At 71.3% G+C, this 23,367-nt stretch carries 17 protein-coding genes; 9 read left to right on the top strand and 8 right to left on the bottom strand.

Translation table 11 applies throughout. The features are described 5' to 3' along the window. The first annotated feature begins 57 nt into the window (after positions 1-57). The 8 genes from CDO52_RS23915 (at position 58) to CDO52_RS23885 (ending at position 13,867) form a co-directional block, all read left to right on the top strand. Positions 58-2,352 carry an acyl-CoA dehydrogenase gene (locus CDO52_RS23915; protein ID WP_232524309.1) on the top strand — a complete coding sequence of 765 codons (2,295 nt, stop codon included), beginning with the start codon at positions 58-60 and terminating at the stop codon, positions 2,350-2,352. A gap of 534 nt (positions 2,353-2,886) precedes the next feature. After that, positions 2,887-3,927 (top strand): SGNH/GDSL hydrolase family protein, encoded by a 1,041-nt coding sequence (locus CDO52_RS23910; protein WP_232524308.1) that lies wholly within the window; start codon positions 2,887-2,889, stop codon positions 3,925-3,927. Next, entirely contained in the window at positions 3,928-5,895 is a 1,968-nt protein-coding gene (locus CDO52_RS23905; protein WP_394340766.1) for a hypothetical protein, read from the top strand. Beyond that, positions 5,892-6,032, top strand: coding sequence for a hypothetical protein (locus CDO52_RS28355; protein WP_017618698.1), 141 nt, complete (start codon positions 5,892-5,894; stop codon positions 6,030-6,032). The genes CDO52_RS23905 and CDO52_RS28355 overlap by 4 nt, the downstream gene beginning before the upstream one ends. Positions 6,033-6,321: 289 nt before the next feature. Beyond that, positions 6,322-7,815, top strand: coding sequence for a glycosyltransferase family 4 protein (locus tag CDO52_RS23900; protein WP_017618697.1), 1,494 nt, complete (start codon positions 6,322-6,324; stop codon positions 7,813-7,815). Beyond that, entirely contained in the window at positions 7,812-12,314 is a 4,503-nt protein-coding gene (locus CDO52_RS23895) for an alpha-(1->3)-arabinofuranosyltransferase (protein WP_094932721.1), read from the top strand. Before CDO52_RS23900 ends, CDO52_RS23895 begins: the two co-directional genes overlap by 4 nt. Continuing rightward, positions 12,311-13,318, top strand: coding sequence for a DUF3068 domain-containing protein (locus tag CDO52_RS23890; RefSeq protein WP_083919866.1), 1,008 nt, complete (start codon positions 12,311-12,313; stop codon positions 13,316-13,318). Before CDO52_RS23895 ends, CDO52_RS23890 begins: the two co-directional genes overlap by 4 nt. Before the next feature lie 96 nt (positions 13,319-13,414). Beyond that, positions 13,415-13,867 (top strand): PTS sugar transporter subunit IIA, encoded by a 453-nt coding sequence (locus CDO52_RS23885; protein WP_017618693.1) that lies wholly within the window; start codon positions 13,415-13,417, stop codon positions 13,865-13,867. Between the two features lie 25 nt (positions 13,868-13,892). On the opposite strand, the gene CDO52_RS27845 is transcribed toward CDO52_RS23885, so the two are convergent. From CDO52_RS27845 to CDO52_RS23855, 7 genes are all read right to left on the bottom strand, one after another. Next, positions 13,893-14,069, bottom strand: a complete 177-nt coding sequence (locus CDO52_RS27845) for an MmyB family transcriptional regulator (RefSeq protein ID WP_017618692.1) — start codon at positions 14,067-14,069, stop codon at positions 13,893-13,895. A gap of 77 nt (positions 14,070-14,146) precedes the next feature. Further along, positions 14,147-14,821, bottom strand: a complete 675-nt coding sequence (locus CDO52_RS23880) for a glycosyltransferase (protein ID WP_232524307.1) — start codon at positions 14,819-14,821, stop codon at positions 14,147-14,149. A gap of 8 nt (positions 14,822-14,829) precedes the next feature. Continuing rightward, entirely contained in the window at positions 14,830-15,411 is a 582-nt protein-coding gene (locus tag CDO52_RS23875; protein WP_033300158.1) for an SAM-dependent methyltransferase, read from the bottom strand. Between the two features lie 26 nt (positions 15,412-15,437). Further along, on the bottom strand, positions 15,438-16,199 hold the full coding sequence (locus CDO52_RS23870) for a PIG-L deacetylase family protein (RefSeq protein ID WP_017618689.1): 762 nt from the start codon (positions 16,197-16,199) through the stop codon (positions 15,438-15,440). After that, positions 16,189-17,226, bottom strand: coding sequence for an acyl-CoA dehydrogenase family protein (locus tag CDO52_RS23865; protein WP_017618688.1), 1,038 nt, complete (start codon positions 17,224-17,226; stop codon positions 16,189-16,191). The genes CDO52_RS23870 and CDO52_RS23865 overlap by 11 nt, the downstream gene beginning before the upstream one ends. A gap of 565 nt (positions 17,227-17,791) precedes the next feature. Further along, complete coding sequence (locus CDO52_RS23860) at positions 17,792-18,565, bottom strand: class I SAM-dependent methyltransferase (RefSeq protein WP_017618687.1); 774 nt, start codon at positions 18,563-18,565, stop codon at positions 17,792-17,794. Next, on the bottom strand, positions 18,562-19,386 hold the full coding sequence (locus tag CDO52_RS23855; protein ID WP_017618686.1) for a class I SAM-dependent methyltransferase: 825 nt from the start codon (positions 19,384-19,386) through the stop codon (positions 18,562-18,564). The genes CDO52_RS23860 and CDO52_RS23855 overlap by 4 nt, the downstream gene beginning before the upstream one ends. A gap of 180 nt (positions 19,387-19,566) precedes the next feature. On the opposite strand from CDO52_RS23855, the gene CDO52_RS23850 reads away from it, so the two are divergent. Next, on the top strand, positions 19,567-21,720 hold the full coding sequence (locus CDO52_RS23850; protein ID WP_094932720.1) for a hypothetical protein: 2,154 nt from the start codon (positions 19,567-19,569) through the stop codon (positions 21,718-21,720). A 90-nt stretch (positions 21,721-21,810) separates the two neighbouring features. Here CDO52_RS23850 and CDO52_RS23845 read toward each other — a convergent pair whose 3' ends face one another. Continuing rightward, entirely contained in the window at positions 21,811-23,211 is a 1,401-nt protein-coding gene (locus CDO52_RS23845) for an acyltransferase family protein (protein WP_017618684.1), read from the bottom strand. Between the last annotated feature and the right edge of the window lie 156 nt (positions 23,212-23,367).

The following is a 23,367-nucleotide window of genomic DNA, read 5'->3' as shown; positions in this document are numbered from 1 at the left end:
CTTATATAACGAGTTCTAGTCTGGGGATATCGCCACGACGTGAATGAGGGGTCGACGATGGCCATCGGGCTGACAGCCGAGCACGAGGAGCTGGCCGCCGCAGTACGCGGCTGGAGCGAGCGCGTGCGAGGTGAGGCAGCGGCCGAATTGGTCAAGCCAGCCGAGTCAGCCGAGCCAGCCGATTCGGCGGAATCGACGTGGACCCCGTTCTGGGAGGGATTGGCCGCCCAAGGACTTCTCGGCCTGCACATCGACGAGAAATACGGCGGGCAGGGCGCGGGGCTCTTGGGGCTGGCGGTCGCGCTCGAAGAGCTTGGGCGCGCGCTCCTGCCCGGGCCGTTCCTCCCGACCGTCCTGGCCAGCGCGGTCATCGCGCACAGCGGCAATGACGACACCATGCGCGCCTCGCTGCTGCCCGGCCTCGCGGACGGAACACGCACGGCGGCGCTCGCGCTGGGTCCCCCGCTCGCCGCCCGGCGCGGTGACGACGGCGCCCGGATCGTGCGTGGCACACTCACCCCCGTCCTGGGCGGGCACCTCGCCGACGTGATCGTGGCGCCCGTGGAAGAAGTGGAAGCAGCGGAAGGAACGGACGCGGGAACAGACGAGGGCACCGCCTGGGTGGTGCTGGACGCCGCTGCCCTCCAGGTCACCTCGCTCCCCAGCCTGGACACCGACCGTGCCGTCGTCAAGGTTGACGTCGGCGAGGCCACCGTTCCGGCCGAGGCGGTCCTCTCGGGCGTGCGCACCGACGACGTCGCGGGCATAGCGGCGGTGCTGCTCGGCGCCGAGGCGACCGGCATCGCCGCGTGGGCTCTGGACACCGCCGTCGACTACGCCACGACACGCGAGCAGTTCGGCCGCCCCATCGGCCAGTTCCAGGGGATCAAGCACAAGTGCGCCCGCATGGCCATCGCCGTCGAGCAGGCGCGCGCCGTCGTGTGGGACGCCGCGCGGGCCCTGGACGCGCGCGAACGGGAGCGGGAGGTGACGGCGGAGACGGAGGCCGGCACCGCACACTTCGCCGCGGCCGTCGTCGGCCTCATCGCCCCCGACAACGCTCTGGCCTGCACACGCGACTGCATCCAGGTGCACGGAGGAATCGGCTTCACCTGGGAGCACGACGCCCACCGCTACCTGCGCCGCGCCGCCACGCTGCGCGCCCTCGCCGGATCGGCGTCGGACTGGGCCGCCACCGTCGCCGAGGCGGCGCTGGCCGGGCTGCGCCGCCCGGTGGAGATCGAGCTCGACTACGCCGAGAGCCGGGAGGCGCGGGAGCGGATCCGCGCGGAGGTGGCCCGGCTCGCCGCCATCACCGACCAGCGGGAGCGGTTCGTGGCTATGGCCGACGGCGGCTGGGTGGCGCCGCACCTGCCGCGCCCCTGGGGGCAGGACGCCTCCCCGCTGGAGCAGCTGGTCATCCAGCAGGAGCTGCGACGGGCCGGGGTGCGGGGGCCGACGCTCGCCATCGGGGCGTGGGTGCTGCCGTCGATCGCCGGATACGGCACCCCCGAACAGCAGGAGCGCTTCCTGCGCCCCACCCTGCGCGGCGAGGTGATGTGGTGCCAGCTGTTCAGCGAACCGGGCGCCGGGTCCGACCTGGCGGCGCTGTCGATGCGCGCCGAGCGCGTCGAGGGCGGGTACCGGCTCACCGGACAGAAGATCTGGACGTCGATCGCACACGTCGCCCAGTGGGGCATCTGCCTCGCGCGGACCGACCCGGGGTGGCGGGAAGCACGACGGCATCACCTACTTCGTGGTGGACATGGACTCCCGGGCATCGAGGTGCGCCCACTGCGGGAGATCACCGGGGACACCATGTTCAACGAGGTGTTCTTCGACGGCGTGTTCGTCCCGACGACTGCGTCATCGGCGCACCGGGGAGGGGTGGAAGGTCGCGCGCAACACGCTGACCAACGAGCGGGTGGCGCTGTCGAGCGGGAGCGGATCGGCGTCGGCCTGCCCGAGCTGATCTCGTTCTTCACCGAGTCACCCGAGCGCGCGGCCGACCGCGACGTCCGCGTCGAGCTGGGGCGCCTGGTGGCCCAGGGGCAGGCCATCGAGCTGCTGGGGCTGCGCGTGGCGCTCAAGCAGGTGTCAGGGACCGAACCGGGGGCCGAGTCGAGTGTGCGCAAGCTCCAGGGTGTGGAGTTCAATCAGAGGGCAGCGGACTTCATCTGGGAGTGGCAGGGGAGCGCCGCCGCGTGTGCGGACCCGCAAGGCCCCAGCGGCGTCTGGGCACGCGCCATGCTCTTCGGCCGCTCCATGACCATCTACGGCGGGACCACTGAAGTGCAGCTGAACATCATCGGGGAGCGTCTGCTCGGCCTGCCCCGCGATCCGGAGGCCTGAGCGCGACCGTGTCGACCGACCACAGCGACGAGGGGACCGAAGGCGCTTCCGCCGATGGCGCGAAGCCGCGCTTCCGTCCCGGCCCGCTCGGCCTCGCCGGGGTCGCGCTGGCCGCCATGTTCGTCACCCTGCTGCTGATCCAGAGCTTCATCGGGACCTTCCGGCCCGGCGGCGAGCCCCCTGAGCGCGAGCCGAGCCCGGCGACCGGGTCCCCGCCGGAGGGGACGGCCAGGATCATGGTGGTCGGTGACTCGATCACCCAGGGCAGCAGCGGGGACTACACGTGGCGCTACCGGCTCTGGAAGCACCTCGATGAGCAGGTCGGGGCCGACGTGGAGTTCGTCGGGCCCTACAACGGGGTACTCGATGTGAGCGGGGACGGGAGCGGCTCCCAGGGGTACGCCGACCCGAACTTCGACCAGCGGCACGCCGCGGTGTGGGGCGCGCCCGTGAAGAAGCTCTCCGAGCACATCGGGAGCAGGTGGCCGAGTACGACCCCCATTACCTGCTGCTCATGGCGGGGTCAACGACTTCGTGGGCGGGGGGAACGCGCCGGAGGCGCTGGAGGAGGTCCGCGATCTGATCCGCACGGCGCGGGTGGTACGCGGCGACCTCCAGATCGTGCTCGGGGAGCTCACACCGGTGCGGGGGACCGACGATGACAAGCGGCTCAACCGGCAGATCGCCGAGTTCAACATGGCGCTGCCGAGTGTCGCCGAGGACATGACGGGTCAGGACTCGCCGGTCGTCGTGGCGCGTACGTCGGCGCACTACTCCGCGGCCGAGGACAACTGGGACACCACGCACCCCAACGCGCGCGGCGAGCTGAAGATCGCCGCGGCGTTCGCCGACGCCCTGGCCGGACCGCTCCGGCTGGGCGCTCCATACCCGCGGCCGCTGCCCGAAGTGCCGGTCGGCCCGCAGACGCGGCCGAAGGTGAGCGTGGCGGAGCAGGACGCCGACAAGCTCGTGCTGTCGTGGAAGCGGGTGCTGGGGGCGACCCGCTACCAGGTGCTGCAGCGGAGGCTGCGCCCCGACCCGGATGAGCAGGTGCCGCTGCTGACCGAGCCCACGCCGGCGGAGGACGGGCGGATGAGCGTCGAGGTCGATCACCTGCTCAGCGGGGCGACCTATGAGTTCGTGGTGCGGCCGTTCAAGGGCGGTGACGGAGGGCGGCGCTCGCGGGTGGTCAAGGTGCCCTTCGACGCCGACCCGCCAGCGGCCCCGAAGTGGGTTCGGGTCGATGACCGGCGCGAATTCCTGGTGTGGGCGGCCGTCACCAACGCCACCCACTTCGAGGTGTGGCGTCGCCCGATGAAGTGCGCGGAGCCCTCCGACGAAGAGGACCCGGACGACGCCGACGGCGCCTCCTCCGCCGCACCCGCATGCGAGCCACGGGACGCCAAGGGGCCGGGGAAGGGAAAGGGGTGGACCAGCGTCGCGGTCGTCAACGGGGACCGCCGCTGGGCCATCGACACCGACGGGAAGCCCGCCGCCGAGTTCGTCGTGGTGTCGCACCGCGACTACCTCGCGGGTGGCGCCGCGGATCCGGTCGAGTTCGTCGTGGAGGACTAGATGCGGGGTGGCGGGGGCGCCCGGTCGGCACCGGAGTCGGAGCCGGGGCGGTCACGGGGGGCGCGGCTCCGGCGGGCGCCGCGGCTCGGGCGTAGACGGCTCCGGCCGGCATCCCTCGCGCCCTGGGGAATCGGCCTGGGGGCGGGCGTCCTCGCGTTGGGTCCGGCGCTCGGGCCGGGGTTCGCCCTGCGGTACGACATGGTGTTCGTGCCCGATCCGCCGCTGTCGGCGGTGACCCTCGGCGGGGGTGGCGGCTTCCCGCGCGCGGTACCCAGCGATGCCGTGGTGGGAGCGCTGAACCGGGTCCTTCCGATCCCCGCCGACGCCGTCCAGGCGCTGGTGCTGCTGGCGATCTTCATGATCGGGGCGGCGGGCGCCGCCCGACTGGTTCCGGGGCGGTGGGTCGTGCCGCGGCTGGCGGCGGCCGTCTTCTACGTGTGGAACCCCTTTGTGGCGGAGCGGCTGCTGCTCGGGCAGTGGGCGATGCTGCTGGGGTACGCGGGGCTGCCGTGGGTGCTGGGAGCGGTGGTGCGGTCGTCCCGCCTGTCGCGATTGATCGTGGCGCTGGTTCCGGCGGCGGTGGGCGGGTTCTCCTCGGTGCTGCTGTCGGCGGTGGTCGCACTCCCGGCGGCGGTGGCGCGCGGCGGGCGGCCCTGGCGCGGGTGGCGCCCGTGGGTGGCGGGCGCGGCGGTGGTCAAGGTCGTGGGCGGGCTGCTGGTGGTGAGCCTGCCGTGGCTGATTCCGGCGCTGGAGAGCGGGGCGCGCACGGACCCGGCGGCGGTGGACCTGTTCGCGCCGCGCGCGGATACGCCGTTCGGGACGGTGGGTTCGCTGCTGGCGCTGGGCGGTGTGTGGAACGCGCAGGCGGTTCCGGAATGGTACGGGCATGCGTTCGTCGCGGCGTGCCGGCTGACGCTGGCGATCGTCGCCCTAGGCGGGTGGGTGTGGCTGGTCCGGCGCCATCGGCCCGACGTGGCCGGGGGGCTGACGGCTGCGGCGGTCATCGGCTTCGCGATCGCGCTGCTGGGGGCCACCGAGCCCGGGCGTGAGCTGCTGCGCGGGCTGATCGGCGCGTGGCCGGGCTTCGGCCCGCTGCGGGACGGCCAGCTGTATGTGGCGCCGCTGGCGCTGCTGCAAGCGGTGGGGTTCGGCGGCGCGGTGCTGTGGCTGTGGGGGGACGCGCGCGCGGACGCCGCCGGTGCCACCGCCGCCGTCCTGTTGCTCCTCGCGCCGGTCGTGCTGCTGCCCGGCCTCGCCTGGGGCGCAGCCGGGCGCCTGGCCCCGGCCGACTACCCCGCCGAGTGGCGGCAGGTCCAGCGCATCGCCGCCGCCGACACCGCCCCCGGCGCCGTCCTGGTCCTTCCCTGGAGCGCCTACCGCGGCGTTGACTGGACGGGAGATGGACGTACGATCGTCGTACTCGACCCGGCGACAAAACTGTTCGATCGGCGCGTCGTGTGGAACGATGACCTTCGGGTCGCGGAATCCGGAAAAGTCCACATTGTCGAAGGTGAAGACCCCCTCGCCCGCCGGGCCGCCGAGGTGATCGGCGCAGACACTGCGGACTCCACCGCTCTTGGGGGGATTCCGGCGTCCATGCACGCCCCGGGCGTCGCCGCCCGCCTGGGAGAGCTGGGAATCCGCTACGTGCTCGTCGAGCGCGAGGCGGTGTCCTCGCCCTCCGATCCCACCACCGATCCCCCTTCCTCACCCCCCACAGAGAACAAGTTCCTGTTTGCCTCCGAGGGTGCCGAACTCGTCCACGACGGCGCGCGTCTCGCCCTGATCCGACTGCCAGACGAGCACGTCGCGGCGGTAGAAGACCGGCTCACGCTCTTGGAAGTTACCGGCTGGTTAGTTACAGTTGGAGCAATTCTCTGGTCATGCGTTGCATCAGGTTCTAGTCTCGTTCTCATGCGTCCGGCCCGCAGTGCCGGGGCGGAATCGCGGAAGGAGAGCTCCCAGTGATCAAGATCGTCGTCGCCTCAGTGATCGGAGCGGCTATGGCAGGCACGCTGGCCCTCGTCGGGTCCACTGTCGCAACGAACGCCAATTCATCGGCCGAGCCGGTGAATGAGTCTCTCTACAACTACGGCGACCGCTAATTCGCCGCGGACGGCCCCGCTGTCGACGCGTCGACAGCGGGGCCGTCTGAGAGTCTTCCCCGACGTCCGACATCGTCTCGCGGTCCCGCGTGGCCCGCCCGTCAGAGCAGGTCCGGTCGGTGGGGGAACCCGCAACTCGTGGTGGTGTCGGCGGTCCTTTCCGCCGAACAGTGCACCTTTTGCCCTGATTCCTCCCCTGTCCGGCCCGGAGATTCCCAACCCTGGGAGCCGTCGCCGCGACGCCTGAACGACCGCTCGTCTGGGTGAGTTGGGCGGAACAGGAGAGCATGTGGTTTACCAGCAGACCCCCCTCTTCCTCGACCCGATCTACGGGCCGCCGGTGACCCTCGACCCCGAGGCACCGGAGACCTCCGGCACGGGCCGAGTCCGACCGGCGGGCGTGCCCTTTCCCTCCGCGGCCACGGGTGGCCCCGAGACGGAACCGGCGCGCACGGAGAGACCCGGCGAGCCGGACGCACCCACCGAGCCCCGCCTCGACGGGGTCCGCATTGTCATGATCAACTGGCGCGACCCGTGGCAGTCGGTCGCCGGCGGCGCCGAGGAGTACGCCTGGCGGATGAGCCGCCACCTCGCCGGACGCGGCGCCTGCGTCACCTTCCTGACCAGCCGTGAGCCCGGCCAGGCCCGCGTGGAGACCCGCCAGGGCATCGTCATCCGCCGTATGGGCCAGAAGTTCAGCGTCTACCCTCTGGTCATGCTCTGGCTGCTGCTCTGGCGGCGCGAGTTCCACATCGCCCTGGACTGCATGAACGGCATCCCGTTCTTCTCCCGGCTGCTCCTGCCCCGCCGTACCCGCGTCATCAGCGTCGTCCACCACGTCCACGACCTGCAGTTCAACGCCTACTTCAACCGTCCTCTCGCCTGGTTCGGCAGGTTCATCGAGAGCACGGTGGCCAGCCGTGTGTACCGCTCGTGCATGACCGTCACGGTCTCGGAGTCCTCGCGCCGCGCGATGCGTGAAAAGCTCCGCTGGCGCTCCCCCATCACGGTCATCCACAACGGCAGCCCGCCCGTGCAGCCGATCGCGCTCGACCACGCGCGTGCCGCCCGGCGCGCGCGGTCCGGCGAGGCCAGCCCCACCGGCACCGCCAACGACGACATGGGCTCCCCGGCGATCGTCAGCCTCGGCCGCCTCGTCGTCCAGAAGCGCGTCTCCCGCGTCGTGGACATCGCCAGCCGGCTCCGCGACTCCCGGCCCGGCCTGCGCGTCCACATCGTCGGACGTGGCCCGGAGACCGAACCGCTGGCCGAGCGCATCGAGAACGAGAAGCTGCACGACCACGTCCGGCTGCACGGCTTCCTCCCCGAAGCGGACAAGAACGCGGTCCTGGCCCGTTCCGTCCTGCACGTCACCGCCTCGGAGTTCGAGGGGTGGGGACTCACCGTCATCGAGGCGGCCGGGCTCGGCGTGCCCACGGTCGCCTACGACGTCGACGGCCTCCGCGACTCCGTGCGGCACGGCGAGACCGGATGGCTGGTGCGCGAGGGCGAGGACCTGACCGAGGTCGTCGACAAGGCGCTGGCCGAACTCAGCGACCCCGCGCGCGCCGCTGAGATCAGCGCCGCCTGCCGCACCTGGGCGGCCCGCTTCACCTGGGAGAAGAGCGGCGCGAACATGACGCGCCTGATCGCCTCCACCCTGGGCCGCGCCGACGCCGACGCGACCACCAGCGCTCCGACCGCCGCGGCCGGCACCACGTCCCTGCCGGCTCCCGCTTCCACCGCCACGACGACATCCCCCGCCGACGAGGCCGCCACGTGACCCTGCCCGGAACGCACACTCCGAACGGGCGGAGTGAGGAGGGCGGGCCCAGTGCGCGGGTCCGCCCCGACACCGATACCAACCTGCTGCGCCGGCTCAAGCTGCTCGCCGTCTGCCTGCTCCTCAGCGCGGTCGCGGTCAGCCTCGACCCGCAGCTGATCGTCGGCGACACCAAGATCGACCTGACGATCAACCCGCTCGCCTTCCTGGAACGCGCCCTCTACCTCTGGGACCCGTCCTACTTCGGCCAGCTGCAGAACCAGGCCTACGGCTACTTCTTCCCCAACGGCCCGTTCCACGCGCTGCTCATCGCCCTGGACATGCCCGAGTGGCTGGTCCAGCGCACGTGGATGGCCGTGCTGCTGTGCGCCGCGTTCCTCGGTACCTTCAAGCTGGCCGCCGCGCTCGACATCGGCACGACGAACACCCGGATCATCGCGGGCGTGGCCTACGCGCTCGCGCCCCGCGTGCTCACGCTCATCTCCTACAACTCCGCGGAGCTGCAGCCCATGATGCTGCTTCCGTGGATCATCCTGCCGCTCGTCCACGGAGCCCGCCACGGGCGCGACCCGATGCGCATGGCGATGCTCTCCGGCGTCGCCTTCCTCCTGTGCGGCGGCACCAACGCCGCCTCCGAGCTGGCGGTCCTCGTCGTTCCGCTGATCTACCTGCTCACCCGCTCCAACGGGCCGCGCAAGTTCCGGCTGCTGGCCTGGTGGCTGACGGCGCTGTTCCTCGTGTCGTTCTGGTGGCTGGCCCCGCTGCTGGTCATGGGCAGCTACGTGTTCTCGTTCATGCCGTTCACCGAGGACGCGGCCACGACCACCGGCGTCACGTCCCTCATCAACGCACTGCGCGGCGCCTCCAACTGGATGGGCTATGTCCCCACCCAGGGCCAGCCCCCGCTGCCCGCCGGCTCCGCGCTCTCCACCGAGCCGTGGCTGGTCGTGGCGACCGCGGTCGTCGCCGGGCTCGGCCTGGCCGGCCTGATCAACCGCCGGATGCCCGAGCGCGTGTTCCTCGTGGTCTCGGTGCTCATCGGCACGGCCATCATCGTCGCCGGATACACCGGCGACCTCACCGGGCCGCTCGCCCCCACCATGCAGGCGGCGTTCGACGGCATCCTCAGCCCGTTCCGCAACATCCACAAGTTCGACGCGCTCATCCGGCTGCCCCTCGTGCTGGGACTGGCCCACCTTCCCGTGGTCGTCGCGCTGGACGCCGCCGACCGCCGCAGCGGATGGCTCCGGGCGATGGCGATCCCGCACCACGTCGTGCGCCGCGCGGTCGCGGGGACGTGCGCGGTGGCCTTCCTCGTCACCCTCACCCCCATCGCCACGGTGGGCGTGGCCACCCGGGGCGGCTTCGAGCGGATCCCCGGCTACTGGTACGAGGCCGCCAAGTGGCTGGACGCGCACAACAGCGGCCCCGGCGGCATGACCATGGCCGTTCCCGGCTCCGCCCGCGGCGAGTACGAGTGGGGGCGTCCCATGGACGAACCCATGCAGCCGCTGATGCAGAGCGCGTGGACCAACCAGCAGATCATTCCGTGGGGCTCGGCTGGCGTCTCGCGGCTGACCCACGCGCTCGACCAGCGGATCTCCTCGGGGCGCGGCTCGGCCGGGCTGACCGCGACGCTGGGGCGCATGGGCGTCACCTACCTGCTCGTCCGCAACGACCTGCAGCGCACCGGCAACAACGGCGGCTGGCCCGCCCGTGTGCACCAAGCGCTGCGGGACTCGCCCGGCATCTCGCGGGTGGTCTCCTTCGGGCCGGAGATCGGCGCCACCGAGGCCCACGAGGCGAGCGAATGGTACGACCAGCCCTACCGGTCACTGGAGATCTACAAGGTCGGCGACGGGGTCGACGGCCGGGACGGCGGCCCGGCGCCCGTCGTCGGCACCGTCCCCGCGGACGAGACACTGCGCGTCACCGGCGGCCCCGAGGCCCTGCTCTCCATGGCCGAGCAGGGCATCCTCCGCGACGACCGGCCGGTCATCGTCGGCGACGACCCCGGAGCCGAGGACATCGCGCCCGAGAACACCGTGGTCAGCGACACCGCCCGGCGCCGCGAGGTGGTCTACTCCGACGTCCGGCACAACGTCAGCCACACCCTCACCGCCGACGAGGAGTACGAGCGCGACGCGCCCGCGCCCGACATCCAGGACCCGGCGTGGGAGGGCTACACCGCCGTGGCGGAGAACCGCGGCATCGCGTCCGTCACCGCCTCCTCGTCGGAGGCCGGAGCCAACGCCAGCCCCGGCACCCGCGACCCAGGCCGGGCGCCGTTCGCCGCGCTCGACGACTCGTTCGCGACCTCGTGGCGGTCCAGCGGGTTCACCGGCTCCATCGGGCAGTGGCTGGAGGTCGAGTTCGCCAAGCCGCGCGACCTCCGCAAGGTGAGCATCGCCTTCGAGCAGATCACCGGGGAGCCGCCGCCCTCTGAAATCGCGCTGGTCACCGACGACGACCGGGTCACCGCGCCCGTGTCCGCCACCGACAAGCCGCAGGAGTTCACCCTCCCCAGCGGGACGACCAAGCGGCTCCGCATCCAGGTCAAGAAGCTCGCGTGGGAGCCGGACTACCGGTTCGGCAGCCGCGTGGGCATCACCGACATCGACATCCCCGGCCTGGACGCCTCCCGCACCCTCGACGTTCCCGGCGTGGCGGGGGCCGGCACGATGATGTTCACGGGGTCCACCGGAACCGTTCCGGGCTGCATGGAGGGCTCCGAGGTGTGGGTGTGCAACCCGAGGCTCGCCGTCCAGGGCGAGGACGCCTTCGGGATGGACCGCACCTTCGAGGTGTCGGAGGACGCGGCGTCCCAGCGGCACACCGTCCGCGGCGAGGCCGTCGTCACCGACCCCGTCGACGTCGAGAACGCGGCCAACCGGGCCGGGGGATACCCCAAGGTCACCTCGTCCTCCACATCGGTCCGCCACCCGGCGGCCGTCGGGCGCAACGCCTTCGACGGCGACGAGAAGACCGTCTGGTACCCCGACCCGGACGAGGAACAGCCCCGGCTCGACGTCGAGCTCGGCAAGGAGCGGAAGATCAACGGGATGCGCGTGGAGTTCCCGCGCGGCATCGGCCTGTCCCGGCCGATCCGGGTGACCGTGGACACCGGGTCCACGGTCCGCGAGGCCTGGCTCGACGGCAACGGGTGGGTGAACTTCGCCCCGGTCACCACCGACAAGCTGTCGATCACCTTCGACCCGCCCGAGAACCAGCCGCTGGAGATCCAGCGGATCGCCCTGCCCGGAGTGAAGCCGCTGAAGCCGATCGAAGGCGGCGACGCCACCACGGCGTGCGGGCTCGGTCCCGTGCTCCGCGTGAACGGCGAGCGGGTGGAGACCCGCATCGTCTCCGGGACGCTGGAGGACAAGCTCAACGGGACGCCGCTGGGCTACGAGAGCTGCGACGACGTCGATCTGAAGGCCGGGACCAACCGGCTCGTCGTCGAGCCCGGAAACCAGTACCAGGTGGGCTCGGCCATCGTCGAGCAGAAGGGCACCGACCTGGCCGCCCGAGCCGAGCAGCCGGCGGGCAGCGGCAGCAAGGAATCCAGGGTCGAACCGGTCACGACCGCCGACGTCCCCAAGCTGGCGGGCTGGGGCAACAGCGAGCGCCGGTTCGACGTGGCCGTGGACGAGGACAGCTACCTCGTCGTCAACGAGAACTTCAACGAGGGATGGGAAGCGACCGTCGAGGGGAAGGACGGCCCACTGGAGCCGGTACGCCTGGACGGATGGAAGCAGGCCTGGCGGCTGCCCGCGGGGACGCACGGGACCGTCACGCTCACCTACACCCCCGACGGCATCTACCACGCGGCGCTGGGCGTGGGCGCGGTGCTGGCGCTGCTGGCGGGCGTGCTCGCGGTGCGCCGCCCGAAGAAGGACCGCGCGGCCCTGCTCGCCTCCGCCGTCCCGGCCAAGGTGGGCCGCGTCGGCCGTATCGCGCTGGCCCCGGTGGGCGTCGGCCTCGGCGTGTGGGTGGCCGGTGCGGCCGGTGCCGCCGTCATGGGGGCGGTCCTGCTGTTCGTGTGGTGGCTGGGGCGGGCCCCGTCCACCTCGCTCCGGCACGCGCGTCCCGAACGCCCGGCCCTGGGCGGCCGAATCATCCGCTGGCTCGCCGGGCCGTGGACCGTCACCGTCGCGCTCGCGTGCGCGGGGATCTCCCTCGCGATCGGCACCTACCTGTCGATGTACATGCCCTTCCACGGCATCGGGGAGCTGCTCGGGGACCCGCTGCGCGGCTGGGTGGCGCAGCTGTTCTGCCTTCCGGCCGTGGCCCGGATGGTGGTCTCGCTGGGCGGGTTCACCAGCCTTGAGCAGCCGGAACCCGACGCCGACGCGCATTGGACGCGCCCGATGGTGGTCAGAACCGCCGCGGAGCAGGGGGAGGGGACCGCCAACGGCAACGGCGGCGCCAGACACGGCGCGACCGCGCGGGACGGCCGCTCGGACGGCGAACGGGACGTCGAGGAGGTGACGACATGAGCCCGGCAACTGCCAAGGAGCCCTTGGCGCCCGAGGAGCATGGCGCCCGAACCGGTCCTGGCGTGCTGCGCCGCAACGCCGCCCCGCTGCTGGCCGCGTTCGGGGCCTTCTTCATCACCTTCGCCCTCCTGCTGCGGTTCTTCCTGTACGGCCAGATCGCGGTGATACCCGCGGACATGCGGATGGAGCTGCGGCTGACCGACGAGGCCGCCACGTACCTGGACACCAGCACCTGGAAGACGGTCGAGGACGCCGAGGTGGTGCGCAGCATCGGCGTTCGCGGCACGGCGAGCCCCGGAAAGCCGGAGTGGGGCGCCTGGGACATGTCGATCGACACCGCGACCCGCGAGCACATGATCGAGCACATGGACCGGCGGGTCATCGTCGACCGGTCCACCGGAACAGCGGTGAACTGCTGCGGCGAACACGTCAACGGCGACCGCGCGGTGCGTCAGGCCGGACTGGTCCTGAGCTGGCCCGCGAACGCCACCAAGGACGAGTACGCCTTCTACGACGCCGACATCCGCGCCGCTCCCCGGATGGTGTTCGACGGCACCGAGAACATCGGCGGAGTCGCCACGCGGAAGTTCGTGCAGCGCATCAGCCCCACCCAGGTCCCGCAGTCGTCCCGCGAGGCCCCCGCCAAGGCCCTGGGACTGGACCGGGACGGCACGGTCGACGCGACCCGGTGGGTCGAGGTGGAGCGCACCTACTGGATCGAACCGGTGAGCGGCAACGTCGTGAACGCCGCCGAGAAGCGCACGGAAACCCTGCGCTCGGATTCGGGCCGGGGCGAACGCGTCCTCCTCGACGCCGACCTCGCCCTGCAGGACACCCAGGTGGCCGCCTACACCGACAACGCCCGCTCCACCCGCGCCCTCCTCATCGCGGTGCAGACCCACCTCCCGGTCTCCCTGGGGGCCTTGGGCACGGTGCTGCTCCTCGCCGCTCTCATCACCTCCGCCCGCAACCGCCGGGCGCCACAGCGAGCGCCCACCACCTGATGCGGTCGGCGGTCCTGGCGGTGGTGCCGTTCCAGATGTACCTGGGCGACCCCGCCTTCATCCGCCTGGAGCAGGCGATCCGGGACGGTGAGACGCTTGCCGACTGAACCCGCCCTGCGCGCCGAGGCGGTTCGTCTAGGGTGCACCGCCACCGGCCGCGATGACGCCATCGACCAGTGCGGCGCCCTGCTCCTAAAGACGGGCGCCGTCGAACCCGCCTACCTGGCCGCCATGCACGAGCGGGAATCCTCGGTGTCCACCTACATCGGGGAGGGCGTGGCCATCCCGCACGGCACCGACGCCGCCCGTGCCCTGGTCAAACGCACGTCGCTCGCCGTCGTCCAGTTCCCCGACGGGGTGGACTGGGGCGGCCCCACCGTCCACCTCGCCATCGGCATCGCCGCCTCCGGAGACGAACACATGAGCGTGCTGTCGTCCCTGGCCAGGGTGCTCAGCGATCCCGACCGGGCGGAGCGGCTGCGCGGAGCGGCTGACACCGCGACCGTGCTCGACCTGCTCGCCCCGACAGACGCCTCGAAAGAGAACTGAGGAACACCATGCTCGTCGCCCGCTTCTACGCGCCCGGAGACATCCGCGCGGAGGACGCGCCTGAGCGGCGGTCGGCCCCGGCCAGGAGCCGGAGTGCCGCCTCGGAGGGCGACCCCGGTTCGGCTGCGTAGGTGACCAGCATCTGGCCGGGGTCGGTGGGCAGCAGCATCTTCTCGAAGTAGAGCGACAGCTCGCCGACCACGGGGTGCGGCGGAGAGTGTCGGCGAGCACGTTGAAGAATTTCTTCGGAGATGGGGGCGGCCAAGCGCGGTCCCCGGCTCACAGAATCCGGGTGAGGTAGTCGCCGAAGCCCCCGCGTGCGCGGGCGTCCTCTCGCGCGGACGTCAGCACGGAGAGATCGCGGGACCGGTGGACCCGATAGCCTCCGATCTCCAACGCCGTCACCAGTGCATGGTCCTCGGAACAGGGGAGGGGCGGGAAGCCGCCGACGGCGCAGTAGGCCGACGCCCGGACACCGAGGTTGGCCCCGTGGACATGGGGGTGTCCTGTGCCTCCGCCCCGCTGGTAGACGCGGGCGAAGCATTGGGCGGAACCGGGGGCGCGTGGAGACCAGTCCGTCACGTCGATGGTCCCGACCATGGCGTCGTACTCGCGCGCGAGTTGCAGTTGCCCAGCAATCCAATGCTCGGGGACAAGCGTGTCCGCGTCGGTCGCGGCCAGCCACAGCGCGTCCCCGGCCAGGCCATGTGCCAACCGCAGGGCGTACTTCGCCCCTTCACGGCGAGCGGTGCCCACGTTGCGGTGGCGTGTGGAGACCACGTGCGCGCCCGCCGAGCGGGCGATCGACGCGGTCCGGTCCGTGCAGGCATCCGCGACGACGACCACATGCCGCGCGTGCGGAGGTAGGGGGCAGGCGTCCAGTGCCCTGTTCACCGCAGCCAGGCAGTCGCCGAGAAGCCGCTCCTCCTGGTGCGCCGGGACCACCACTGCCACGCCGGCGATCACACCAGCCCCCCGGCTCGGGCAACAGAGGCGGGCCTCGCGCAGCGCCCGGCCTGGTAGACGTCGAGGAGAAAGTCCTCTTCACGGTGCTCGACCAGCCGTCCCAGCCCGGGGAGTCCCGCCAGCGCTCGGTGGGCGTCATCCCCCGAACGCGTGTGCTCGGCAACCGGATGGCGCCAGTGGACGGCCAGAAGCGTTCCCCCCGACCTGAGCGAACCCCACGCCAGGTCGAGGACAGCGGCCAGGTCCTGGTCGTCGAAGTAGTAGAGCAGCTCGGACAGGACGACGAGGTCGAACTCGTCCTTCGGCCACTTCTCGGGCACGCGGGCCCAGACCACTCGGACGTTCCCGGCGTCGGCCAGCTCCTCCCGCGTCCGCGAGGCGGCCTCATGCGCGCCCTCCCACGCCAGAACCTGATCGCAGCGAAACGAGAGTTCCCTGGTCAACAGCCCGATCGAGCACCCCGGCTCGAACGCGCACCCGTAGCGTTCACGTGGCAGGGCAGCCATGCTCACGGCGCGTTTGCGTCGTTCGTACCATCGAGTCCGAAACCCCCACGGGTCGTCACACGAGGCGTACATCGCGTCGAAATAGGTTCCGTCCACCGTCACGCGAACACCACCTCGAAATCCCGCGCGAAGTGGGCCAGCATCGAGGGTTCCAGGACGACCCGGTCTGAGGCTTCCGGACCTATCGGGGATATCTGCGTCCCGAAGCAGAGGATGGCGGCGTCCTTACGGCAGCGGGCGTCCCGGGACAGGCCGAGTCGGCGCGCCCGGGCCCACGGAACGGACGCGTCACCGGGAGACGACCAGTGCCAGGTCCACACCGGGTAGGACAGCAGCCGCGTACCGCGTGTTCGCGCGCAGTCGGCCGCGGCCCGGCCGACCGCCTCGTGGTCGGGGTGCGGATCACCTTCCCACGGAGCCACACACACGTCCGCATCGCCGCACAGATCCGGCAACCGGTCCGCCAGCGCGGTTTCCCACTCGCCCACGCCGCTGTCGGGCAGCCCCAGCCGCACCACCTCGGCGTCCGCCGCTCCGAGCGCCGCCAACGCGTTCGCGCGTTCGGCCGCGCGTCTGACGACGAGCTGGTCCCCCGTGAACACGGTGCTGCCGGGATGTGATGCCTCACCATCGGTCACCGCGATGATCCGCAGGCGGACGCCGTTCGCGGCGAGGAGGGCGAGCCCGCCGCCGAAACCGAGCGTCTCGTCGTCGGGATGAGGCGCCACGACGGCCGCCTCACGCACACCGCGCAGGTCCAGGTGGGGAAGCTGGCCGAGTTCCGGCCACCGCCGCCACTCCGCCTCGGGCGTACCGGTGTCTTCGGCAGGGTTCGAAGAACGGGTGGTGTCAGTAGTCATCGGCGCCACTCATCCAGGTCCCGGAGGCGACGAGCGTGCCCAGTTCGGCCAGATCCCGCTCAGCGTGGTGCTGGCGGATGTACACGCACAGGTCGGCCGTGGCGCGGGCGTAGACCACGTCCCCCGCGAGTGGCCCCGCGCCGAGCGCCTCTCCCGTCCGGCGCAGGACACGGGTGCAGGTGTCGGCGACGACCGCCCGCACCCGCGCGGCGCGCACGGCGGCGCTGCTTCGGTCCAGGGGGTGGTCGTCGATCTCACGCGAGGCGCGGCGCAGCACGGAGCCCGCGGCGTACAGCTCCCGGTCCACCGCCCCGAATGCACTGAGCAGGTGGGCATCGGCTTCGTCCCGGCCGGCGCGTGCGGCCAGGGGACGCGCGACGGCGAGGGCTCCCCCGAACCAGCAGGCCGCCACCCCCGCCCCACCGTGGTGGAATCCCGGTCTGCCCACGTAGTCGCCAGGCCGACCGACCGGTTCGGCTCCGACACCGTCGAAGTGTACGGTCAGCGTGTCACTGGCCGCCATGCCCGCCGACGCCCAGGTGCCAGGCCGGGGCTTGGTTCCGTCCGTGCGTATCGCGAACAGCCGCCGTTCTCCACCGGCGACGTCGGCGCTGACCAGGGCGTGGGTACAGACGCGGGCGCCGGAGCAGAACGGTTTGGCGCCGTGCAGTCTCCACCTCCCGCCCGTCTTGTCCGCTATCAGCGGCGTTCCGGGGGGATGGGCGGCCCACACACCCCACACGCTGGCGGGTTCGGGGGTCCACCCACCGAGTTCCGACAGGATCGCGATGGCATCGGTGTGCCCTTCGGCCAAACGGGCCAGGGAGAGGTCCTCACGGGCGAGGTCGCGCAGGCGCTCCCAGCGCACCCAGGTGGAACCGCTCCCGGGGAGGGGCAGATCGAGTCCGCCGGATGCGATCTCCTCCACCAACCTGGCGGCGATTCGCCCTGTGCGCCGCTCCTCGTCCCCGAACGTCGGTGGTTCCTGCTCGCGCACGCCCCGTCCCACCGTCTCCGACGCTCGCATCGCACCGCTCCTTTCCCGCCTCACCGCCGACCGACGGACCGTGCCGGTCCTTGAGGCCCGGCAGGAGGACCGGACCGGCGCGCCGCCCCCGACCTCGGCGAGATCGGCGCGGACTCCCGTTCGAACCGCTTGCGGATCACGTTCACCCCAGCGTCGACTGCGCAATGTATTCATTTCGTTGCCCAAGGTAAGCTTGGGACAAACCCCGAAAAAGACCATGGAATACCCGGTCAGGCTGGTGATCACCGTGGTGCGGACGAGCGCTTTCCGCGAGGGTGCGTGCTCTGGGCGTCTCAGGTATCCACCGGCAATGCTCGCCCCGGACCCGCCACCGGGACCGTCTGGTCAGATAGGGGGTCAGCGCAGTGGCGGTGAACGACTGGCCTATTGACGCGACCATGACCAGCGCCAGAGCCACCATTCGGACGTTGACACCCGTTGGTCTGGTCGGCGAAGAAGTTCTCCAGCCCGCCGGGGGAACCTCACTTTCCGGTTCTGGCTTCTGTCGAGAATGCACACAAGCGAACCACCGGCCGGCCCGGTTCGGGCGTTGATCGGCCTATCGTCACCGCTTGCGCAGTACCAGCAGCAGGTTCCAGGTGACGATCTCGCGCAGGCCGGGGATATGGACGATGGGCTTCATCCAGGTGGGCAGGTAGCGCGGGAGGATATCGACGACGTCGATGTCGGTGCGCCCCCTGGTCCAGGTGAGCATTTGGGCGGCCGAGGCAGCGAACATGGTGGAGCCGAAGTCGTTCTTGGGGCGGCGGCCGTTTTTCCGGGTGAATCGCTCGGCCGCGTACCGGCCACCCAGGTAGTGCCACGGGGAGGTCTCGTGGCCGCCCCAGGGCGAGAGCCACAGGGTGTAGGAGAGGTAGACGAGCCCGCCGGGGCGGGTCACGCGCACCATTTCCTCGGCCATGCGTTCCGGCTCGGGGACATGCTCCAGAACGTTGGAGGAGAAGCAGATGTCCACCGATCCCGTGCGCATGGGCATGTCGAGGGCGCTGCCGAGGACTGCGGTGTGGGGGATCTGGCCGTCGCGGAGGCGCATCTCGCCCGCGTCGGCGTCGACGCAGACGCAGTGGGCGCCGGCCGCACGCAGTTCGTCGGAGAAGTAGCCGGGGCCGCCGCCGATGTCGACGACGACGGCTCCGTTGAGTGGTGTGTAGCTCCGGAGCTGGGCGACGGTGTCGCGGGCCAGAGTGCCGTAGAAGTGGTCGGGGTCGGTCTGTTCCTTGCGGAAGGCCGAGAACAGCGCGACCGAGCGGCCGAGGGTGGCGCGGAAGGGGGTAGTAGGTGAATGGCCGGGCGCACCTGTCAGGCCCGTGTTGCTCATGGGGTGGCTCCTGGCGCTGACTCTGAGGGGCCGTCTGCTCCCTGCTTATCCGCTTGCGTGCCCTCTGCGGCGGGTCCTGACGCGTCGTCTGGTTCGACCGTGATGAAGTGGCGGAGGTGCTGCCAGTGGTCGCCGCCCCAGTATTCGTCGGAGGCGACGATCCGGGCACCGGTGGGAGCCAGTGTTGCGGCCAGGTCGTCCGGTGACAGGGTGTGCATGCGCATCGGGGCGGGGTAGCGCAGGATGACCCGTTGGGCGACGCGGATCAGCGGCCACGGCAGGTACTTGAAGACCAGGCCCTTGAAGGTCCGCCGCTCGCGCGCCGGGATGCCGATGACCATGGCCCCGCCCGGCCGGATCACGCGGCAGAACTCGTGCAGGTAGCCCTCGGCCAGCTCCGGCGGGAGGTGCTGCAGCACGAGGTCGGTGTAGACGAGGTCGAACGTGTCGTCCGGGAACGACCGCAGATCGGTGGTGTCGTTCAGGCGGAACTCGATCCGGCCGCCACTGCGGTCCAGGCGGCGGGCCTCCGCCAGCATCGGTTCGGAGATGTCGACGCCGACCACCGACGTGAAGTGTGCGGCGAGCGCGTTGGAGAGCCGCCCCGCGCCGCAGCCGAAGTCCAGGGCGCGGCCTCCGTCCGGCCGGATGCCGAGTTCCTCCAGGCGCCGCATGGCACCATCGATCTCGGCGGAACCCGACGCCAGGAACTCGTCGTCGTCCCAGCCGCCACCGCGCTTGGACGGGTCGACGCACACCGCCCACAGCGGCTCGGTCGATCCGAGCCGGGTCCAGTCCTCACGCACCTCGTCGAGGCCCACGATCCCACCCCCTGGCGGCATCCCTAACCCGGGGGTGAACCCGGTTCTTGTTCTGGTTGTTCCGCCACAATGGAGCTGCGGCGACACTCATAGCATCATGTGAAACTTGTTATATTGTGACATCACTTTGTGTGGTGTCGTCAAATGGCCCGGCACCGACCCCCTGGGAAGTGAGAGCTCATGCCTGGTTCCGAAGGCACGAGGCAGGAGGCCGATGGGCACGGCGTCAGCGGTGGCGATCCCACCCCTGACGTTACCTCCGGCTCCTCGACACCTGCCGAAGCCGATGCCGCTGCTTCCGGTGACGGCCGCAGCGACCAGACGCTGGTGCGTCGGGCCATCGCCGCGGCCGACTACGGCCTGCGCGATCCCCTGGTGGTGCTCGGCGGCGTCCTGATCATCGCCGCCCTCGCGCTCAAGATCTATGTGCTGCGTTCGGCCTACTTCGTCGAGGACGACTTCCTCTTCTTCGGGAACGCCGCGGCCACCAACCTCACCCCGGACTATCTGACCAGTCTGCACAAGGGCCACCTGATGCCCGGGGCGATGCTGCTCGCCTACATCCAGACCGCCATCGCGCCCTACGACTGGGGCCTGGCCACCGGGATCATGGTCGCCTTCCAGGCGGGCGCGTCGGCCGCCGTCTTCCGGCTGCTGTGGGTGGTCTTCGGCCGCCGCTGGGCCATTCTCGCCCCGCTGGCCGTCTACCTTTTCGCCCCGCTGACGATGCCGGTCCTCGCCTGGTGGGCCGCCGCGCTGAACGCCGTGCCGTTCCAGCTGGCCATGGCGCTGTCGCTGCTGTGGATGGTGCGCTACCTGCGGACCGGCGACGTCCGGTACGGCTGGATGACCGCGGGCGCCGTCGTGCTCGGCATGGCCTTCTCCGTGAAGGCGCTGTTCCTGCCCCCGCTGCTGTTCGTCGTTGCCGCCGCCTTCCTCGTGCGCGGCAGGTTCCCCAAGGTCATCGCCACGACCCTGGAACGCGACATGCCCTTCTGGGTCGGTATGGGCGCGCTGTCCGTGGGGCACGGGCTGCTCTACATCTCCAAGCAGGACACCGCCCAGGGCGAGGGCGCCGGTCTGCCCAAGCTGGACACCGCCGTGTCGGCGGCGCGGCGGCTGCTCGGCGAGACCTTCCCGGCCGGAACCGTCGGCGGACCCTTCGAATGGGGTCCGGTCACCCCGGCCGGCGGCCTGCTCAACCCGTCCGCCCCCATGGTCATCGGCGCGTGGTCGGTCCTGGCGGTGGTCGTCGGCGTCAGCCTGCTGCTGCGCCGCCGTTCGTGGCGCGCCTGGGCGATCGTGCTCGGCTATCTGGTGGTCGTGGACATCATCCCGACCCTCATCGCGCGCGGCCGCTACGAGGACGCCATCGGCTTCGACCCGCGCTACGTCGCCGACGCCGCGCTCGTGTTCGCGATCTGCCTCGCCTTCGCCTACATCCCCACACGGGAGGAGAGTCCGGGCACGGACGACCCCGGACGCGGTTCCCACGCAGGTGGCACGGACGGCCACGCCGCGTTCCGGTGGGTGCCGCCGCCCAAGCGCGCCCGCGATGTCACCATCGCGGCCACCACGGTCTTCATCCTCGCCGCCGGGTACTCGACCTACGCCTTCGCCGACACCCTCAGCGGCAACCGGGTGCGCTGGTACCTGGACACCGTGCGCGCCCAGATGTCGGAGATCCCGAAGGAGGCGGGCGTCTACCCGCGCCCCGTGCCCGCGGACATCGTGCTGCCGTGGAACGGCCCGCGCGGACTCAGCTCCTACGTCCTGAGCCCGCTCGCCGACGAGGGGGTCGCCGAGCGGCTCCGCAGCCCCGGCCCCTCGGACACCGCGCTCGTGTTCAACGACGCCGGATACCTCGTCCCCGCCAAGCCCAAGGATGACAGCGCGTTCTTCGGCAAGCCGGACGACGACAAGTGCATGTCCACCCTCGAAGGCGAGGTGATGTGGCAGGTCGAGTCGTTCGGCGGGCCGACGATGATCCTCGCGATCAACTACACCGCCGAGACCTCCACGCGCATCGGCGTCGTCCTCGGCGACTCGTGGATCGACACCGAACTGCCCGCCGCCCCGAAGGGCGGCATGTGGTACGTCCCCGTTCCCGGTGCGGGCAGCAAGCTGCTGCTCCACACCAAGCAGGACGAACTGTGCATGAAGTGGGTGACCTTCGGCGAGCTGGAGCCGCAGACCGACGGCGACCCCTGGGCACAGCAGGACGCCGACGAGGATGACGGCGACGGCGAGAAGGGCACGAAGGACACTAAGGCCGACGAGAAGGACGAGGACGGCGGGAAGAAGGACACCGCTGGCGGGTCGGGCGACGACTAGCGTCGACGGGTCGCGTGCGGCACGGGGCGCAGGGCCCGAGTCGCGGTCGCGGCCCCGCCCTATGCGTCCGTGTCCTCAGGCCGCCCCCGGTCAGCCGGTGGCGGCCGTTTGCTCCGCCTTCGCCTTCCGCTTTCCGCGCCCGGGACCGACCGCGTTGTACCAGCGGCGGCTGGGTTCCTCCACCCACCGGTACGTGGCTGCGGCGCACAGGATCGTGCCCAAGGTGACGGGAACGATGTCGAACCAGAAGGAGCCCGTGAAGATCTCCTGGCCTGTGAAGCCGCGCCACATGTACAGGACCACGAACTGCCACAGGAAGATCCCGTAGGAGATCTTGCCGAGGTAGACGCTCACGGGGTGGGCCAGCAGCCGCCGCAGCCAGGCGCCCTCGCTCCAGCGCGATAGCGGGCTGCCGCCGTCGCCGGTGCTCTCGGAAGCCGCGTCGTACCGCGGCATCAGTGCCACCGGCGCGATGAGGAAGAACGCGAAGGCCATCGAGATGATCGAGTTGAACCAGCCGACCCACAGGCCGTCCACGCCGACGAACCGGGGACCGGCGGCCGGCGTGCAGGCGAGGATGTAGACGATCGCCGCGAGCGACCAGCACAGCGTCGCCGCGCGCGGGAGGGTCCGGCAGAAGCGGCGCACCGGGCCGTCGGGGCCGGACTCACGCCAGGCCCACTCCGAGACCACCGCGAGCCCCATCCCGACCGCGAACATGCCGAGCGTGCGCGGCAGCCAGGAGTGCATGTAGGGGCGCGGCTCCGGATAGAACTGCGGGAAGAAGGCCAGCAGGCTCAGCACCACCATCACGGCCAGGCCGATGAGGAGGCGCTTGGCCCGGACGTCCACGATGGAGGCGGTGGGGCCGTCGCCGGTGTTCGCCGCGCCGCGTCCGCCGCGCCCGCGGCCCTGTCCCGCGCGCCCGGCGTAGCGGGCCAGCAGGTACGCGATCACCGGGAGCAGCAGGTAGTAGGAGACCTCGACGCACAGGCTCCACATCTGGCCCAGGCCGTAGGGGCCCGTCCCCACCCACCACGGGTCGAGGTCGTAGGTGAAGGTCAGCGTCATCACCTCGACCCAGGCGCCCACCGACCCCAGTCGGTCGTCCGACCAGATCAGCAGCGCCGTGGCCGCAACGATCCAGTAGGCGGGGAGCACCCGCAGGGCGCGTCGCCACAGGTAGGGGAGGACGGCGGGGCGCGGCGTGCCGTCGAGGGCGGCGCGCGCCCACGGCCGGTACAGCAGCAGTCCCGACAGCGCGAAGAACAGCGGGACACCGTACTGCCCGCCCGAGAGGAAGGCGCCGAAGACACCGGGGTGGAGCGCCGCGCCGGTCTCGATCCCCACGTGGAACACCAGCACCATCAGGGCGGCGATGGCCCGGATGCCGTCGAGCCCGGTGATATGCCCTCTGACCTGGGGTAGAAACCGGGAGTCGGGCCTGGCTGCGGTGGCAGGGGCGGTGGTACCCCTGCCGTTGCCGGTCACGATGCCGGCCGCGGGTGGGTTTCCAGCCGCGGCCCCATTCGCTTCGGGCGGTGCTGTCACAGGCCGGCCTCCTACACATGCCTTCGGCTGGCGGGTGTGGGCGCGTGGCGCGAGCGCCGAGCTCTAGCTGGGGGGTACCTGGGGGCAGGTCACCGA

Origin of the sequence: Nocardiopsis gilva YIM 90087 (genome assembly GCF_002263495.1) — a bacterium.
In the GTDB taxonomy this organism is placed as follows: domain Bacteria; phylum Actinomycetota; class Actinomycetes; order Streptosporangiales; family Streptosporangiaceae; genus Nocardiopsis_C; species Nocardiopsis_C gilva.
Note: the sequence above shows the minus strand (reverse complement) of the source record. Positions and strands in the feature narration are given on the sequence as shown.